The sequence below is a fragment of the Streptomyces sp. NPDC000941 genome, assembly GCF_053599555.1.
The window spans coordinates 23,223-38,026 of record NZ_JBSFMM010000035.1 but is presented as its reverse complement, the minus strand read 5'-3'; the positions used below and the strand labels follow the sequence as shown (position 1 = coordinate 38,026).

Sequence of the window (14,804 nt, the reverse complement as noted above, 5' to 3'; positions counted from 1 at the left end):
TGCCAGTGCCTTACTTGGTGACCGCGTCCAGGGCGTCCGCGATCCCAGCCCCGTAGAAGCCGTTGTACGCGGCGGTGCCCTCGCACACGCCGTCGGCCTCGCCGTCCCCGTCGATGTCGTATGGGTCGGGGCAGGCGGTGTCGTCGGCCTGGGCCTTGAGCAGCGCCTTGACCTGCGCGGCGGAGGCGTGCGGGTGGGTGCTCTTGATGAGCGCCGCGACGCCGGCCACATGCGGGGAGGCCATGGAGGTGCCCGCCATGTAGCCGTACTTGCCGCCGGGGAGGGTGTTGTAGATGAGCCCGCTCTCCGCCGGGGGCGCCGGCTTCTGGTACACGGTGCTGTCGCCGCCGGGGGCCGCGATGTCGATCACGCCGAGGCCGTAGTTGGAGAACGAGGACTTGAGCCCCTTGGCCCCGGTCGAGGCCACGGTGACCACGCCCGGCAGCTGGGTCGGGATGTCCAGGCAGGTGCGCGGGTCGATCTCCCGGTCGCCGGGGGTGCTGTCGTTGGGGCTGGTGGGGTCGGTGATGGAGTCGGCGGCCAGGTCGTAGCTCTCGTTGCCCGCCGCGGCCACATTGACCACACCCTTGCGCTCCGCGTACCGCGAGGCCCGGGTGACGGCCTCGACCAGGGCCTTCTGGTCCGGGTCGGTGGTGCAGTTGAAGTACCAGGGGTCGGTGTAATAGCTGTTGTTGGTGACGTCCACGCCGTGCTCGGCGGCCCAGACGAAGCCGCACACCACGGCCTCGGTGTAGAAGAAGCCGTCGGTCGTGGACACCTTGATGCCGGAGACCTTGACCCCGGGGGCCACCCCGGTGACGCCGATGCCGTTCTTCGCGGCGGCGATCTCCCCGGCGACATGGGTGCCGTGCGGGCTCTCGGCGGCCGAGGGCCGCCAGGCGCCGTCGGCGGTGTTCGGCTTGCCGGTGACGCAGTTGACCGACGCCTTGCGGTCGAAGTTCGGGGCGAGATCCGGGTGGGTGTCGTCCACGCCGGTGTCGATCACGCCCACGGTGACGTCCCGGCTGCCCAGGCTCTTCTCATGGGCCTTGTCCGCCTTGATCGCGGGCAGGTCCCACTGCAGCGGCTCCAGCGGGTCCTGCCCGGCGGCGGCCCGTGCGGCGACGGCCTTCTGCTGCGCCTCGGACAGCACCTGCGGCGCGCCGGTGTCGGTCGTGGACTGGGCGGGCAGCGGGGCGGTGCGGGTGGCGCCCGCGGAGGCGACGCCGCGCACCTGACGGATCGTCTTGGCGAAGTCGGCGTCGGCGGAGTGGACGACGATGACGCCGATCCGGTCGTACGCCACGACGACGCTGCCCCCGGCCTTGGCGATGGCCTTCTTCACCCGGGCCGCGTTTCCGTGGCCGGGGCGGGTGTTGACGACGTAGCTCAGCGACGGGCCGTCGGCCGCGGCGCCGGAGGTCAGGGCCGAGCCGCCGAGGGAGCTGTCGGAGCCGCTGGAGCCGCCGACGGCGGTGGCGGCGGTCGTGGGCAGGAAGGCCAGGGCGGCGGTGAGCGTCAGGGCGGCGGGTATCGCGGCGGTACGCGGCGTCATGGGTACTCCGGTTCTGGTGGTTGGGCGGGCTTGGGCGTGCGGCGTCATGGGGTGAACTTTTGCGTGGTGATCGCTCACTTGGTGACCGCGTCCAGCGCGTCGACGATGCCGTAGCCGTAGAAGCTGTTGATGTGCTTGGTGCCGGTGCAGACGGCGTCCGTGTCGCCGTCACCGTCCGGGTCGTACGGCCCGGTGGGGCAGCCCGGGTTGTCCGCCTGGGCCTTCAGCAGCCACTGGATCTCCTGCGGGCTCGCTTTGGGGTGCGCGCTCTTGAGCAGCGCCGCGACCCCCGCCACATGCGGGGAGGCCATCGAGGTGCCCTGCAGATAGCCGTAGTCGCCGCCGGGCATGGTGGACAGGATCCGGCCGTCCTTGGCGGGCAGCTCGGGCACCTGGTACTTGTCGCCGCCCGGGCCCGCCACATCGACCTGGCCCAGGCCGTAGCTGGAGTAGTACGACTTCAGGGAGGTGACGCCGGTCGCGGAGACCGTGACGACGCCGGGCAGCTGGGTGGGCACGTCCGGGCAGACCGACGGGTCGACCGTGCGCTCCACGGGGGTGGTGTCGTTGGGGCTCGTGGCGTCGGTGAGCGAGCCGGCCGCGAGGTCGTCGTTGGAGTTGCCCGCCGAGGCGACGTTGACCACGCCCTTGCGCTGCGCGTACGCCGTGGCCCGGCCGACCGCGTCGGAGATCGCCTTCTGGTCCGGGTCGGCTGCGCAGTTGTACTTCCACGGGTCGACGAAGTAGCTGTTGTTCGTCACCTCGACGCCGTGGTCGGCCGCGAAGACGAAGGCGCACACCACGCTCTCCGCGTAGAACAGGCTCGTCGTCGGCTCGCTGACCTTGATGGCGGAGACCTTCACCCCGGGCGCGACGCCGGCCACGCCCACGCCGTTGCGCGCGGCGGCGATCTCCCCGGCCACATGCGTGCCGTGGTAGTCCTCGGCCGGGTCCCACGGGCGCCAGGCGCCCGGGCTGGTGTCGGCGACGCCGCCGACGCAACTGGCCGACTGGGACCGGGAGAAGTTGGGGGCCAGGTCGGGGTGGGTGTCGTCCACGCCGGTGTCGATGACGCCGACGGTGACCTTACGGCTGCCCGGGTTGACCTTGGCGGCCTGGTCGGCCTTGATGGCGGGGATGTCCCACTGCAGGGACTCCAGCGGCTCCTGCCCGGCGGCCAGCGCCTTCGCCGCGGTCGTCGCCGAGGTCCGGGGCGCCGGCACCTTCCCGGGCCTGCCGACCTCGGTGGTGGCGGCCGGGGTCAGCGGCGCGGTGCGGGTCGCGCCCGCCGACTGGACGCCGCGCACCTGACGGATCGTCTTGGCGAAAGCGGGGTCCTTCGAATGGGCGATGATGACTCCTATTCGTTCATAGGCGGTCACCACCGTCCCGTGTGAGGCCGTGATCGCCTTCTTCACCTCGCCGACGGTGCCGTGGTCGGCGGCGGTGTTGACCACGTACGACAGCGACGGGCCGTCAGCCGCGGCCGAAGAGGTGAGGGCCGAAGAGGTCGGCGCGCCCCGGGGGATGGCCGAGGCTGCCGGGGGGAGCAGGACGAGGGACGCGGTGAGCGCCAACCCGGCCGGCACCGCCGCCAGGGCGCGCCGACGTCTGATGCCCGGTTGTGCTGCCGGTCTGTGATGAGCCATGGGGTCTCCACATCATCCGTACAGACCGCCCTGCGCGAGTCGCGCCTGGACGGGTACATGACGAGCGAAACTATCGTCGATCAAGGGCCCCCATCAAGGCATTCCGGAGGAAAACGCGCCACAGTACCCGGAGTCAATCACTCCGTCGACTTATTCCCTCCTTTCAACTACCAGCCTCTGTTGGACGGCCCGGCGTCGCCCTACCATGCGTGATCTGGATCACTGGAAATTCTGCATATACGTCCCGTCAGAAGCCATCCACAGGAGAGACCGTGGACACCGCGCCGGCCAGCGATCGCCCTGGCGATCAGCGACAGCAAGAACATCCCCCGTACGCCGAGGTGCAAGCGAGTGCGGAGTTCGGCGAACTGCGCCGCGCCCACCGCTCGTTCGCCTTCCCGCTCACCATCGCGTTCGTCAGCTGGTACCTGCTGTACGTCCTGCTGTCCAACTACGCGGGCGGCTTCATGGACACCAAGGTGGCCGGCAACATCAACGTCGCCCTGGTGTTCGGCCTCGGCCAGTTCCTGACCACCTTCCTCATCGCCTGGTGGTACTCCCGCCATGCCGCCGCCAAGCTCGACCCGCGCTCGGCGGCGATCAAGTCCAGCATGGGGAGTGACGCATGAGCATCCATCAGCTCGCGGTCGAGAGCGCGTCGGACCACCGGCCGCTGATCATCACCCTCTTCTCGGTCTTCGTCGTCGCGACCCTCGGCATCACCGTATGGGCCGGCCGCCAGACCAAGGACGCCACCGACTTCTACGCCGGCGGCCGCTCCTTCAGCGGCTTCCAGAACGGCCTGGCCATCTCCGGCGACTACATGTCGGCCGCGTCCTTCCTCGGCATCGCCGGCGCCATCGCGCTCGCCGGCTACGACGGATTCCTGTACTCGATCGGCTTCCTCGTCGCCTGGCTGGTCGCCCTGCTGCTGGTCGCCGAGCCGCTGCGCAACACCGGCCGGTACACGATGGGCGATGTGCTCGCCTACCGGATGCGCCAGCGCCCGGTCCGCACCGCGGCGGGCGTCTCCACCATCGTCGTGTCGATCTTCTACTTGCTGGCCCAGATGGCCGGCGCGGGCGTGCTGGTCTCCCTGCTGCTGGGCATCACCAACGAGGCCGGGAAGATCCTCATCGTCGTCCTCGTCGGCGTGGTGATGATCCTCTACGTGTCCATCGGCGGCATGAAGGGCACCACGTGGGTGCAGATGGTCAAGGCCGTGATGCTGATCGCGGGCGCCCTGCTGATGACCTTCCTGGTGCTGCTCAAGTTCGACTTCAACGTGTCCTCGCTGCTGGGCGAGGCGGCGAAGAACAGCGGCCTCGGCCACGCCTTCCTGGAGCCGGGCGTCAAGTACGGGGCCACCGGCACCACCAAGCTCGACTTCATCTCGCTCGGCATCGCCCTGGTGCTCGGCACCGCGGGCCTGCCGCACATCCTCATCCGCTTCTACACCGTCCCCACGGCCAAGGCCGCCCGTAAGTCGGTGAACTGGGCGATCGGCATCATCGGCGTGTTCTACCTGATGACCATCGCGCTGGGCTTCGGCGCCGCCGCGCTGCTGGACAAGAAGACCATCACCGATTCGAACCCGGCCGGGAACACCGCAGCACCCCTGCTCGCCGACGAACTCGGCGGCCCCGTGCTGCTCGCCGTGATCTCCGCGGTCGCGTTCGCGACGATCCTCGCCGTCGTCGCCGGGCTCACCCTCGCCTCCTCGTCCTCCTTCGCCCACGACCTGTACGCCAACGTCATCCGCAAGGGCGAGGCGACACAGGAGGAGGAGATCAGGGCCGCGCGCTGGGCGACCGTCGGCATCGGCATCGTCGCGATCGTGCTCGGGGTCTTCGCCCGGGACCTCAACGTCGCCGGACTCGTCGCGCTGGCCTTCGCGGTCGCCGCGTCCGCCAACCTCCCGACGATCCTCTACAGCCTGTTCTGGAAGCGGTTCACCACCCAGGGCGCGCTGTGGTCCATCTACGGCGGGCTCATCTCCTCGGTCTTCCTGGTGCTCTTCTCGCCGGTCGTCTCCGGCAATCCGAAGAGCTCGATGTTCAAGGACGTCGACTTCCACTGGTTCCCGCTGGAGAACCCCGGCCTGATCTCCATCCCGCTGGGCTTCCTGCTCGGCTGGGTGGGCTCCCTGCTGTCCAAGGAGAAGCCGGACAACGCCAAGTACGCTGAGCTGGAGGTGCGCTCGCTCACCGGCTACGGCGCGCACTGACGCGACACCCCCGAGGAGAGCACCGGCGGCCCCGCCACGGACCTGCCCGACGGCGCGGTGAGATTCGCGAAATCTCGAATGTCACAGGCGTCGCGTACGCTGCGGGAGAATTGACCGTAGCGCCGAGACTTTGGGCAACGAGTCCGTGGAGGGGCCGCCATGCTGATCGACACCTACGGTCGTACCGCCACCGACCTGCGCGTCTCCCTCACCGACCGGTGCAATCTGCGCTGCACCTATTGCATGCCGGAAGAGGGCCTTCAATGGTTCGCCAAGCCCGATCTGCTCACCGACGACGAGATCGTCCGGCTGATCCGGATAGCCGTCACCGACCTCGGGGTCACCGAAGTCCGCTTCACCGGCGGTGAGCCGCTGCTGCGCCCCGGGCTCGTCGGCATCGTCGAGCGCAGCGCCGCCCTCGAGCCGCGCCCCCAGATATCGCTCACCACCAACGGCATCGGCCTGGAGCGCACCGCGGCCGCCCTGCGCGCCGCGGGCCTGGACCGGGTCAATGTCTCACTGGACACCCTGCGCCCCGAGGTCTTCCAGACCATGACCCGGCGCAAGCGCCACGCCGATGTGCTGCGCGGCCTGGAAGCCGCCAGCGCCGCCGGGCTCACCCCGGTGAAGGTCAACGCGGTGCTGATGCCCGGGCTCAACGACGACGAGGCCCCCGACCTGCTCGCCTGGGCCCTCGCGCACCAGTACGAGCTGCGCTTCATCGAGCAGATGCCGCTGGACGCCCAGCACGGCTGGAAGCGCGACGGCATGATCACCGCCGGGGACATCCTGGCGTCGCTGCGAACCCGCTTCGAGTTGACCCCGGAAGGCGACGAGGCCCGCGGCTCCGCGCCCGCCGAGCGCTGGCTCGTCGACGGCGGCCCGGCCCGCGTCGGGGTCATCGCCTCCGTCACCCGCCCCTTCTGCCGCGCCTGCGACCGCACCCGGCTCACCGCCGACGGACAGGTGCGCACCTGCCTGTTCGCCCGCGAGGAGTCCGATCTGCGCGGGGCGCTGCGCTCCGGCGCGCCGGATGCGGAGATCGCCCGGCTGTGGCGGCTGGCGATGTGGGGAAAGAAGGCCGGTTCCGGACTGGACGACCCGTCGTTCCTGCAGCCCGACCGCCCGATGTCGGCGATCGGCGGCTGAGGGCGTCAGTGATCGGCGGCTGACGACCACTCCTCCAGGGTCACCACGTCCTTCAGAAAGCCGCGCACCCCGAGGAAGTCGGACAGGTACCCGCGGTGCTCCTCGCACGCCAGCCAGGTCTTGCGCCGCTCGGGTGTGTGGATCTTCGGGTTGTTCCAGGCCAGCACCCATACGGCGGGCGCGCGGCAGCCCTTCGCGGAGCAGATGACGGCGTCGGTCTCGGGAGTGTTCACACCGCAGACTCTACGGAAACCGTGCTGGACATGGCGACGCCGGGCAGCCACGGGGGGAGCCGCCCGGCGTCGGTCCATCGTTCCGACGGGGGATGCGGAACGCGTACGAAGTATGTCACGAGCGGTGGGGCACAGTGCACCGGAACCGCGCAATTGATCTGAGGTTTTCCTGAGCTTACGGGATCGGCCCAGGTCAGCCGCGTTCGGAGCGTCCATTTTCGGTAGCCGTCCCGGCGTCTTCCACGTCTGATTCCGCCCCGGTCGATCCGGAACCCCCGTTCTGCTGACCGGAGATGAGCATCGGACGGGGCGGCGCCGGGACGAAGGTGGAGGGAAGCGAGGGGACGTTCTCCCGGCCGGCGTTCGCCATCACCACGGCGATGTACGGCAGCACCGCACCCAGCACCAGGGCCACTATGGCCACATGCCGCTCCATGTTCCACAGCACCGCGGCCAGGATGACGGACATGGTCCGGATCGACATCGAGATGATGTAGCGGCGCTGCCGGCCGCGCACATCGTCAGCCAGCCCCTGCCGAGCCCCGGTGATCCGGAAGACCTCGGCTTCGCTGTGCTTCCGCATCACGTTCCACCACCCGATCGCCAAGCCGGAACTCCCCGCTTCCGGACGTACCCCACGTTACGCCCGAACCCCAGGGGGTACACGGGTGGGGGTCCTCGCGGGTGGCGGCTTCGCTACGACGTAACGCGTACGGCCGACTACAGCGTGCGTCGCACCGCCATCCGCCGCAATCTGGCCGGAGGAGGCGTTCATGAACTGGCTGTGGGCCATCGTCGTAGGCCTGGTGCTCGGTGTCATCGCCAGGGCCATCCTGCCCGGTAAGCAACACATTCCGCTCTGGCTGACGACGATCTACGGCATCCTCGGCGCCATCGTGGGCAACGCGGTGGCCGGCTGGGTGGGGATCCGGCACACGTCGGGCGTCGACTGGGGACGGCATCTGCTCCAGATCGCCGGAGCGGTGCTGATCGTCGCGGCGGGCACGCGCGTGTACGCGGCGCTGGGCGGCGGCAGACGCAGAAGGGAACGGGCCTGAGCCCGCTGGTGCCACGGCATCGGCTCGCTGGATGGCGCTGGGCCCGGGCCGTACGGACGGCGGGGGCCGGCGCGCTTGGTGGACGCGCACCGACCCCCGCTCACAGCTACCGCTGATCGACCGCTACCGGCCGCTCACAGCCCCCGCAGCCGGGCGATCTTCCGCCCCGCCTTGAGGTAGACGCTCCCCGAGTCGGCGGTGAGCCCGGCGCCCGCCAGGACCTCCGCCGCCACCTCGGCCAGCGGCCGCACCGCCTGCGCCTCGGTGAGCACCGTGGACTCCTGCCCGCCCTCGGTCTCGACGACCAGGCGCAGCCCGTTCTGCTTGGCGACCCGGCGGGCCGCCGACGCGCTCGGCTGGAACTGGAGCACCTTACTCAGTACGGTCGCGATCGACTCGGCGCCGTGCTCCGCCGCGTCGACCTCCGGCAGGACCTCGACGTCCGTGAAGGACTTCTTCGAGAACTGCGCCACGAACCCGGCGCGCGCCGACTTGGCCGCCGCCAAGCCGTACAGCGCCGTCACCATCTCGCCCGCCAGCACCTTCTTCAGGTCCATCGGGTGCAGCGACCGGTCCTCCAGCCGCCCCTTGACGAGGTCGATCTCGCTGTCGGTCCACTCGGTCCAGGCCCGCAGGTACGGCGCCATCAGCCGGTCCGGAATCGACATGATCTTGCCGAAGACGTCCTCGGCGGTGGCGGACAGCGCGATGTAGTTGCCCTTGGACTTGGACATCTTGGTGCCGGTGCCGTCCGTGCCCTCGATCAGCGGCATGGTGACGACCAGCTGCGGCTGCTGCCCGCGCAGCTCCATCAGCTTGCGGCCCATCTGCAGATTGAGCAGCTGGTCCGCGCCGCCGAGCTCGATATCGCACTCCAGCGCGACCGAGTCGAGCCCCTGGGCGATCGGGTAGAGCAGCTCCGACATGGCCAGCCCGGAACCCTCGGCCAGCCGGTTGCGGAAGTCGTCGCGCTGCAGCAGCTGGGAGGCCGGCACCTGGGCGAGCAGCCCCAGCAGCTCCGGGAAGGTGTACGGCGCCAGCCACTCGCTGTTCTGCCGGAAGCTGACCTTCTCGAAGTCGAAGAAGGGCCGGACCTGATCCCGGTAGCCCGCCAGATTCCGGGCGATGTCGTCGTCGGTGAGCGGCGGCCGCTCGGCCGTACGCCCGGTGGGGTCGCCGATCTTGGCGGTGAAGTCACCGATGAGCAGGGTGACGTCGTGCCCCATCCGCTGGAAGCGGCTGAGGATGATCACCGGCACGGCGTGGCCGAGGTGCACATCGGCGGCCGTCGGGTCGATGCCGAGCTTGAGGCTCAGCCCGCGGCCCGCCGTCCGACGCTCCTCGATCCGCTCGGCCAGCTGGTCCACGCCCGGCAGGACCTCGACCGCGCGCGCCGCGATCAGCTCGGCCTGCTCCTTCGCCGACAGGTCCGTCAGGTCCAGATAGCGCCGGGATCCCGTCTCCTCGAGCAGCTTCTCCACGGTCTGGTCGGAGGAGAGGTCTGCGGTGAGCAGTGCGCTGGCGCGGGCGACGGATTCGCCGAGGCGTGTCATGGCGTTCCTGGTAGTAGTCGGGAATCGATGGATGGAAAGACGGATGGACAGATAGGCGTGGACCAGTCTATTGGCCCGGTTCACACGCCCTTGCTGACGGAGCTCATATTGAAGTCCGGGACGCGCAGCGCGGGCATCGCGGCACGGGTGAACCAGTCGCCCCACTCGCGCGGCAGCGTCCGCTCGGTGCGGCCCGCCTCGGTCGCCCGGGACAGCAGGCTCACCGGTGAGTCGTTGAACCTGAAGTTGTTCACCTCGCCGACGACCTCACCGCCCTCCACGAGATAGACCCCGTCCCGGGTCAGCCCGGTCAGCAGCAGCGTGGCCGGGTCGACCTCGCGGATGTACCACAGGCAGGTCAGCAGCAGCCCCCGCTCGGTAGCCGCCACCATCTCCTCCAGCGAGCGCGGCCCGCCCCCGTCCAGGATCAGATTGTCGATCCCGGGGGCCACCGGCAGATCCGTCAGACCGGCGGTGTGGCGCGTGGTGATCAGCTGGTTCAGCACACCGTCCCGGATCCAGTCGGTGGTGGTCAGGGGCAGCCCGTTGTCGAACACCGACGCGTCGTCGCCGGACGAGTGCGCGATCACAAACGGCGCCGCCTCCAGACCGGGCGCCGCCGGGTCGCTGCGCAGCGTCAGCGGCAGGTCGCTCAGCTTCTCGCCGATCCGCGTGCCGCCGCCCGGCTTGGAGAAGACCGTACGGCCCTCCGCCGCGTCCCGCGCCGCCGAGGACCAGAGCTGGTAGATCAGCAGGTCGGCGACCGCCGTCGGGGGCAGCAGCGTCTCGTACCGCCCGGCCGGAAGGTCGATCTTCCGCTGCGCCCACACCAGCCGCCGGGCCAGCTCGGCGTCGATCGCGGCCGGATCCACGTCCTTGAAGTCGCGCGTCGCCTGCCCGGCCCAGGCCGAGCGGGTGCGGTCCGGGGACTTGGCGTTGAGCTCCAGCGTCCCGCTCGGCTGGTCGTGGCGCAGCCGCAGCCCGGTGGAGGTGCCCAGGTAGCTGGTGACGACCTCGTGGTTGGCGAACCCGTACAACTCCCGGCCGCCCGCCCGCGCCTGCGCGAACGACTCGCCGAGTGCGGGCGCGAAGGCCGAGAACACCTCGGAGGAGGTCTCGTCCGGCGCATCGGTGAACCCCGCCGATACGGCCCCCTCGCCGGCCGCCTCCACCAGCGGCTGGGCGTCCTCCGCCGGACCCGCCTCCCGGGCCGCCGCCTCGGCGGCCCGTACCAGCGGCTCCAGGTCCTCGGCGGTGACGGCCGACCGCGACACCACACCGGAGGCGGCGCCCTGGCCGCCGTCGACCGTGGCCACGACCGTGAGTGTGCGGCCCCGGGTCACGCCGTTGGTCGTCAGGGCGTTGCCCGCCCAGCGCAGATTGGCGGTGGAGCTCTCATTGGCGATCACCACACAGCCGTCCGCCCGGGACAGCTCCAGCGCCCGCTCGACGATCTCGTGCGGCTTGACGACCCGGTGAGGCTTGTTGACGCCGCTCATGCACCCGCCTCCTGCGTGGTGTTCAAAATGTTGACGTTCCGGAACAGGGCGGACGGGCAGCCGTGCGAAACGGCCGCGATCTGGCCCGGCTGGGCCTTGCCGCAGTTGAAGGCGCCCCCCAGGACATACGTCTGCGGCCCGCCGACCGCGGCCATCGAGCCCCAGAAGTCGGTGGTCGTGGCCTGGTACGCGAAGTCCCGCACCTGCCCCGCCAGCCGCCCGTTCTCGATCCGGAACGCCCGCTGCGCGGTGAACTGGAAGTTGTAGCGCTGCATGTCGATCGACCACGACCGGTCACCCACGAGATACAGCCCCCGCTCCACGCCGCCGATCAGCTCCTCCGTCGAGGGCCCGTCCGGCGCGGGCTTGAGCGATACGTTCGCCATCCGCTGGACCGGCACATGACCGGGGGAGTCCGCGAAAGCGCACCCGTTGGACCGCTCGAAACCGGTCAGCTTGGCGATCCTGCGGTCCAGCTGATACCCGACCAGCGTGCCGTCGCGGACCAGATCCCACGACTGCGCGGCCACGCCCTCGTCGTCGTACCCGATGGTGGCCAGCCCGTGCTCGGCCGTCCGGTCGCCCGTGACATTCATGATCTCGGAGCCGTACTTGAGCTTGCCCAGCTGATCGAAGGTGGCGAACGAGGTGCCCGCGTACGCCGCCTCGTAGCCCAGCGCCCGGTCCAACTCCGTCGCGTGCCCGATCGACTCATGAATCGTCAGCCACAGATTCGACGGGTCGACCACCAGGTCATACGCCCCCGCCTCGACCGTCGGCGCCCGCATCTTCTCCGCCAGCAAGTCCGGGATCTGCGCCAACTCCGCGTCCCAGTCCCAGCCGCCCGCCCCGGTCAGATACTCCCAACCCCGCCCGACCGGCGGGGCGAGCGTCCGCATCGAGTCGAACTCCCCGCTCTCCGGGTCCACCGCCACCGCCGTCAGCTGCGGATGCACCCTGACCCGCTGCTGGGTGGTCGTGGTGCCCGCGGTGTCCGCGTAGAACTTGTTCTCCTGCACGGTCAGCAACGACGCATCCGCATGCGCGACCCCGTCGGCCCTCAGCAGCCGCTCGCTCCAGTCCGTGAGCAGCCCGGTCTTGTCCGCGTCCGGCACGTCAAAGGGGTTGATCTCGTACGCCGAGACCCAGGTCCGATCCGCGTGCACCGGCTCATCCGCCAGCTCCACCCGCTCCTCGGACCCCGCAGCCTGGATCACCTTCCCCGACAACTTCGCCATGGCCACCGCCTGCCCGGCCACCCGCGCCGCGGCGTCCATGGTCAGGTCCACCCCTGAAGCGAACCCCCAGGTCCCGCCGTGCACCACCCGCACCGCGTACCCCAGATCGGTGGTGTCCGACGACCCCGCGGGCTTCCCGTCCCGCAGCCGCCAAGCGGCGCTCCTCACCCGCTCGAAGCGGAAGTCGGCATGATCGGCCCCCAGCGCGCGGGCGCGCGCGAGGGCGGCGTCCGCGAGTGCGCGCAGCGGCAGCGCGAGGAAGGACGGATCGATCTCATGCGGCACGGGCGACTCCCCTTCGTCGGTGTGTGGTCGATATGTGTCCGTCGGCAGTGAACCATGCCGCTACGGCCTGGGGGTGGCTAATTCCCGCCGAGCCCCTGGAGCCGCACTCGCGCTCCTGCTGGGCCGTGCGGAGACCTTGGGCAGGTGACAGGTTCCGCTACGCACCCCTCCGTATGGCCGTAAACAATGCCTTCAAGAGGCTGACGAACTCTGCTTCCGGGATTCGCGTATCCTCGAATTGATCGTAGAGATCGCAAATCTCAACGGTTTCCTTCGAGACTCTGCGCGCAATAGCTCCGGGCGTCGAAAGCGAATAGTCGAAACCAATCTCGCGCTTCATCCTGCCCCAGGACTCAATACAGCTTTCGACAGCCTGCCAACTCTCGCCGAACGGCACTACCAGAGTTTCAATGGCGGCCTTGAGATTGTCGTCTGCGGGGGGAACCGTGGAAGTCAGCCATTCCCCGTCTTCGTATCGAAAATTCCACTGTCTCACGTCGGACACGTTGCCGTCCGGGCCACCCTCGCTGGGGGCCGGCACCAGCGGGCCGGCCTGACCAGGCGGTCTGGTGTTACCTCCCTCAAGCATGAGGGCCATCCTCACACAGATGACCGACACCATGTTGAGCGCGGAGCGGGCCCGTGTTACCACTGGCGGGTTCGCGAACGGGGATCACGAAGGCTTTGAAAGGCGGGCGCCGGCATGGTGCTTGGAGAGCTGGTCCGGCTACGGCCGATGGAGCCGGAGGACGCCGAGGCGCTGTGGCGGTGGAACCACGACCCCGACGTCATGCGCTGGATGAGCGATGGCTACGCCCAGCCGCTGTCCCAGGTGAGGAAGCGGTTGGAGGAACGGCCGCGCAACGCCTACGGCGAAGTGCTCTACGGAGTCGAAGTGCTCACCGACGCAAAGCTCATCGGCTTGGTTCGGCTGCGCGATGCCGAGCCGGAGACGGGCAGGGCCGAGCTCGACATATACATCGGTGAGAAGGAGTACTGGGGGCGCGGCTACGGCACCGACGCGATGCGAACGATATGCCGCTACGGCTTCGACAAGATGCGGCTGCACAAGATCACGCTGACCGTCGTCACCGAGAACCTTGCCGCTCATCGCGTCTACCAGAAGATCGGCTTCGTTGACGAAGGCAGGCTGCGCCAGGAGTTCCGACGCGATGGCCGGTGGTACGACATGTTCACGATGGGCCTGCTGGAAGGCGAGCTGCGCTGACGCGCTGTCGGTCTCTACGCGTCGAACTCCTCGGCGCGGAGGCCGCCGATGAATGCGCCCCACTCGGTTATGTGGAAGGCGAGCTGGGGTCCCTGCGCGTGCTTCGAGTCCCGTACATGGATGGCGGTCGGGCCGGAGGCCGCCACCTCGACGCACATGCCGCCCTCCCCACCGCTGTAGCTGCTCTTGATCCACACCAGCTCGGACGTGCCGTCTCTGCCTTGTTTGCTGTTCATAGTTCTCCCCGCAGCTTCTTGATGAACTCGAGAGACTCTCGCGGCCTGAGAGCCTGGCTTCGGATGATCCCGTACCGCTGCTGAATCTCGCGAACCGCTTTTCGGTCGGTCAGCAGCCTGCCAACGCCTTGAACCTCGACGTAGGCCATCATCTGACGTCCCTTGGGCTCCAGCAAGGCGAACGGGCCGTCCATTCCGGCGTTGTCCTCTGAGCCTGTGGGCATCACCTGAAGCTCAACGTTCCGCAACTGGCCGATGTGCAGCAAGTGCTCCAACTGACCACGCAACACTTCTGTGCCGCCGTACGGTCGTTGGAGTACAGCCTCTTCGGTGACGAAGCTCATCATTGGTGCTGGCCAACGGCTGAGAAGCTCCTGGCGGGCCATCCGGGCGGACACCCGCTGTTCGATGGTCTCCTCGTCCAAGAGCGGGCGCACCAGCGTGAACATAGCGCGGGCGTAATCCTCGGTCTGCAGCAACCCGTTGACCACCTGGTTCTCATACGCGTGGAACTCCGTCGCTTGCGCTTCCAGCCTCGCCGCCCCGCGAAAGAACGCCGGAAGTCGCGCCTTGGCCACCTCCTCCTTCGCAGCCCGCAGCACCCCGAACGCGTTCAGCACGTCGTCCGCCGCGTCCAGGAACTCCGGCTGCGGCACCCGCCGCCCCTGCTCCACCGAGGACACCTGCTCCTCGCTGTACCCGATCGCCTCGCCCAGTTGCGCCTGCGTGAGTCCCGCCCGTTCGCGGAAGAGCTTCACCTGCCTGCCGAGGCACTTGAGGAAGTCCGCCCAGTATTCGCCCTGGCCCGGCCGCTCCGTATCTGTCATGTCCCGCCACCTCCCATGCGCAAGAACGTCATGCCTCCCCGCCCGCGTCACGGCGTCACTCCCGTAC

Annotated in this window: 15 protein-coding genes; 5 read left to right on the top strand and 10 right to left on the bottom strand. The window is 69.2% G+C overall.

The window, feature by feature from the left end:
- Nucleotides 1–10 precede the first annotated feature (10 nt).
- Both ACWDSL_RS14140 and ACWDSL_RS14135 read right to left on the bottom strand, forming a co-directional pair.
- A complete protein-coding gene (locus ACWDSL_RS14140) occupies nucleotides 11–1,555 on the bottom strand; it encodes a S8 family peptidase (RefSeq protein WP_450485067.1) in 1,545 nt (514 codons plus the stop codon).
- Nucleotides 1,556–1,629: 74 nt separating this feature from the next.
- Nucleotides 1,630–3,204 (bottom strand): S8 family serine peptidase, encoded by a 1,575-nt coding sequence (locus ACWDSL_RS14135; RefSeq protein ID WP_450485065.1) that lies wholly within the window; start codon nucleotides 3,202–3,204, stop codon nucleotides 1,630–1,632.
- Between the two features lie 272 nt (nucleotides 3,205–3,476).
- On the opposite strand from ACWDSL_RS14135, the gene ACWDSL_RS14130 reads away from it, so the two are divergent.
- The 3 genes from ACWDSL_RS14130 to moaA all read left to right on the top strand — a co-directional run bounded on the left by ACWDSL_RS14130 (nucleotide 3,477) and on the right by moaA (nucleotide 6,580).
- Nucleotides 3,477–3,833: a DUF485 domain-containing protein gene (locus ACWDSL_RS14130; RefSeq protein WP_014180733.1), complete on the top strand. Its 357-nt coding sequence runs from the start codon at nucleotides 3,477–3,479 to the stop codon at nucleotides 3,831–3,833.
- Nucleotides 3,830–5,431, top strand: coding sequence for a solute symporter family protein (locus ACWDSL_RS14125; RefSeq protein ID WP_450485063.1), 1,602 nt, complete (start codon nucleotides 3,830–3,832; stop codon nucleotides 5,429–5,431). The genes ACWDSL_RS14130 and ACWDSL_RS14125 overlap by 4 nt, the downstream gene beginning before the upstream one ends.
- Before the next feature lie 159 nt (nucleotides 5,432–5,590).
- The gene (moaA, locus tag ACWDSL_RS14120) at nucleotides 5,591–6,580 is read left to right on the top strand and encodes a GTP 3',8-cyclase MoaA (RefSeq protein WP_450485061.1); all 990 of its coding nucleotides are present in this window, start codon (nucleotides 5,591–5,593) and stop codon (nucleotides 6,578–6,580) included.
- A gap of 5 nt (nucleotides 6,581–6,585) precedes the next feature.
- Here moaA and ACWDSL_RS14115 read toward each other — a convergent pair whose 3' ends face one another.
- Together ACWDSL_RS14115 and ACWDSL_RS14110 are read right to left on the bottom strand one after the other, a co-directional pair.
- Nucleotides 6,586–6,813 carry a hypothetical protein gene (locus ACWDSL_RS14115; protein ID WP_014180736.1) on the bottom strand — a complete coding sequence of 76 codons (228 nt, stop codon included), beginning with the start codon at nucleotides 6,811–6,813 and terminating at the stop codon, nucleotides 6,586–6,588.
- Nucleotides 6,814–7,006: 193 nt separating this feature from the next.
- Entirely contained in the window at nucleotides 7,007–7,396 is a 390-nt protein-coding gene (locus tag ACWDSL_RS14110) for a DUF3099 domain-containing protein (protein ID WP_450485059.1), read from the bottom strand.
- Between the two features lie 190 nt (nucleotides 7,397–7,586).
- Between ACWDSL_RS14110 and ACWDSL_RS14105 the strand changes: the two genes are divergently transcribed.
- Nucleotides 7,587–7,871 (top strand): GlsB/YeaQ/YmgE family stress response membrane protein, encoded by a 285-nt coding sequence (locus ACWDSL_RS14105; protein WP_450485057.1) that lies wholly within the window; start codon nucleotides 7,587–7,589, stop codon nucleotides 7,869–7,871.
- Between the two features lie 134 nt (nucleotides 7,872–8,005).
- Here the strand turns inward: ACWDSL_RS14105 and tyrS are convergent, their stop codons facing one another.
- From tyrS to ACWDSL_RS14085, 4 genes are all read right to left on the bottom strand, one after another.
- Nucleotides 8,006–9,424: a tyrosine--tRNA ligase gene (gene tyrS / locus ACWDSL_RS14100; RefSeq protein ID WP_450485055.1), complete on the bottom strand. Its 1,419-nt coding sequence runs from the start codon at nucleotides 9,422–9,424 to the stop codon at nucleotides 8,006–8,008.
- A gap of 80 nt (nucleotides 9,425–9,504) precedes the next feature.
- Nucleotides 9,505–10,923, bottom strand: coding sequence for a metallopeptidase TldD-related protein (locus ACWDSL_RS14095; protein ID WP_450485053.1), 1,419 nt, complete (start codon nucleotides 10,921–10,923; stop codon nucleotides 9,505–9,507).
- Entirely contained in the window at nucleotides 10,920–12,446 is a 1,527-nt protein-coding gene (locus ACWDSL_RS14090) for a TldD/PmbA family protein (RefSeq protein ID WP_450485051.1), read from the bottom strand. The genes ACWDSL_RS14095 and ACWDSL_RS14090 overlap by 4 nt, the downstream gene beginning before the upstream one ends.
- A 157-nt stretch (nucleotides 12,447–12,603) precedes the next feature.
- Nucleotides 12,604–13,035 carry a hypothetical protein gene (locus ACWDSL_RS14085; RefSeq protein ID WP_450485049.1) on the bottom strand — a complete coding sequence of 144 codons (432 nt, stop codon included), beginning with the start codon at nucleotides 13,033–13,035 and terminating at the stop codon, nucleotides 12,604–12,606.
- A 114-nt stretch (nucleotides 13,036–13,149) separates the two neighbouring features.
- Here ACWDSL_RS14085 and ACWDSL_RS14080 point away from each other — a divergent pair, with 114 nt between their 5' ends.
- Entirely contained in the window at nucleotides 13,150–13,674 is a 525-nt protein-coding gene (locus ACWDSL_RS14080; protein WP_450485047.1) for a GNAT family N-acetyltransferase, read from the top strand.
- Nucleotides 13,675–13,688: 14 nt separating this feature from the next.
- Here ACWDSL_RS14080 and ACWDSL_RS14075 read toward each other — a convergent pair whose 3' ends face one another.
- Both ACWDSL_RS14075 and ACWDSL_RS14070 read right to left on the bottom strand, forming a co-directional pair.
- Nucleotides 13,689–13,910: a DUF397 domain-containing protein gene (locus tag ACWDSL_RS14075; RefSeq protein WP_450485045.1), complete on the bottom strand. Its 222-nt coding sequence runs from the start codon at nucleotides 13,908–13,910 to the stop codon at nucleotides 13,689–13,691.
- Nucleotides 13,907–14,737 (bottom strand): helix-turn-helix domain-containing protein, encoded by an 831-nt coding sequence (locus ACWDSL_RS14070; RefSeq protein WP_450485043.1) that lies wholly within the window; start codon nucleotides 14,735–14,737, stop codon nucleotides 13,907–13,909. The genes ACWDSL_RS14075 and ACWDSL_RS14070 overlap by 4 nt, the downstream gene beginning before the upstream one ends.
- Between the last annotated feature and the right edge of the window lie 67 nt (nucleotides 14,738–14,804).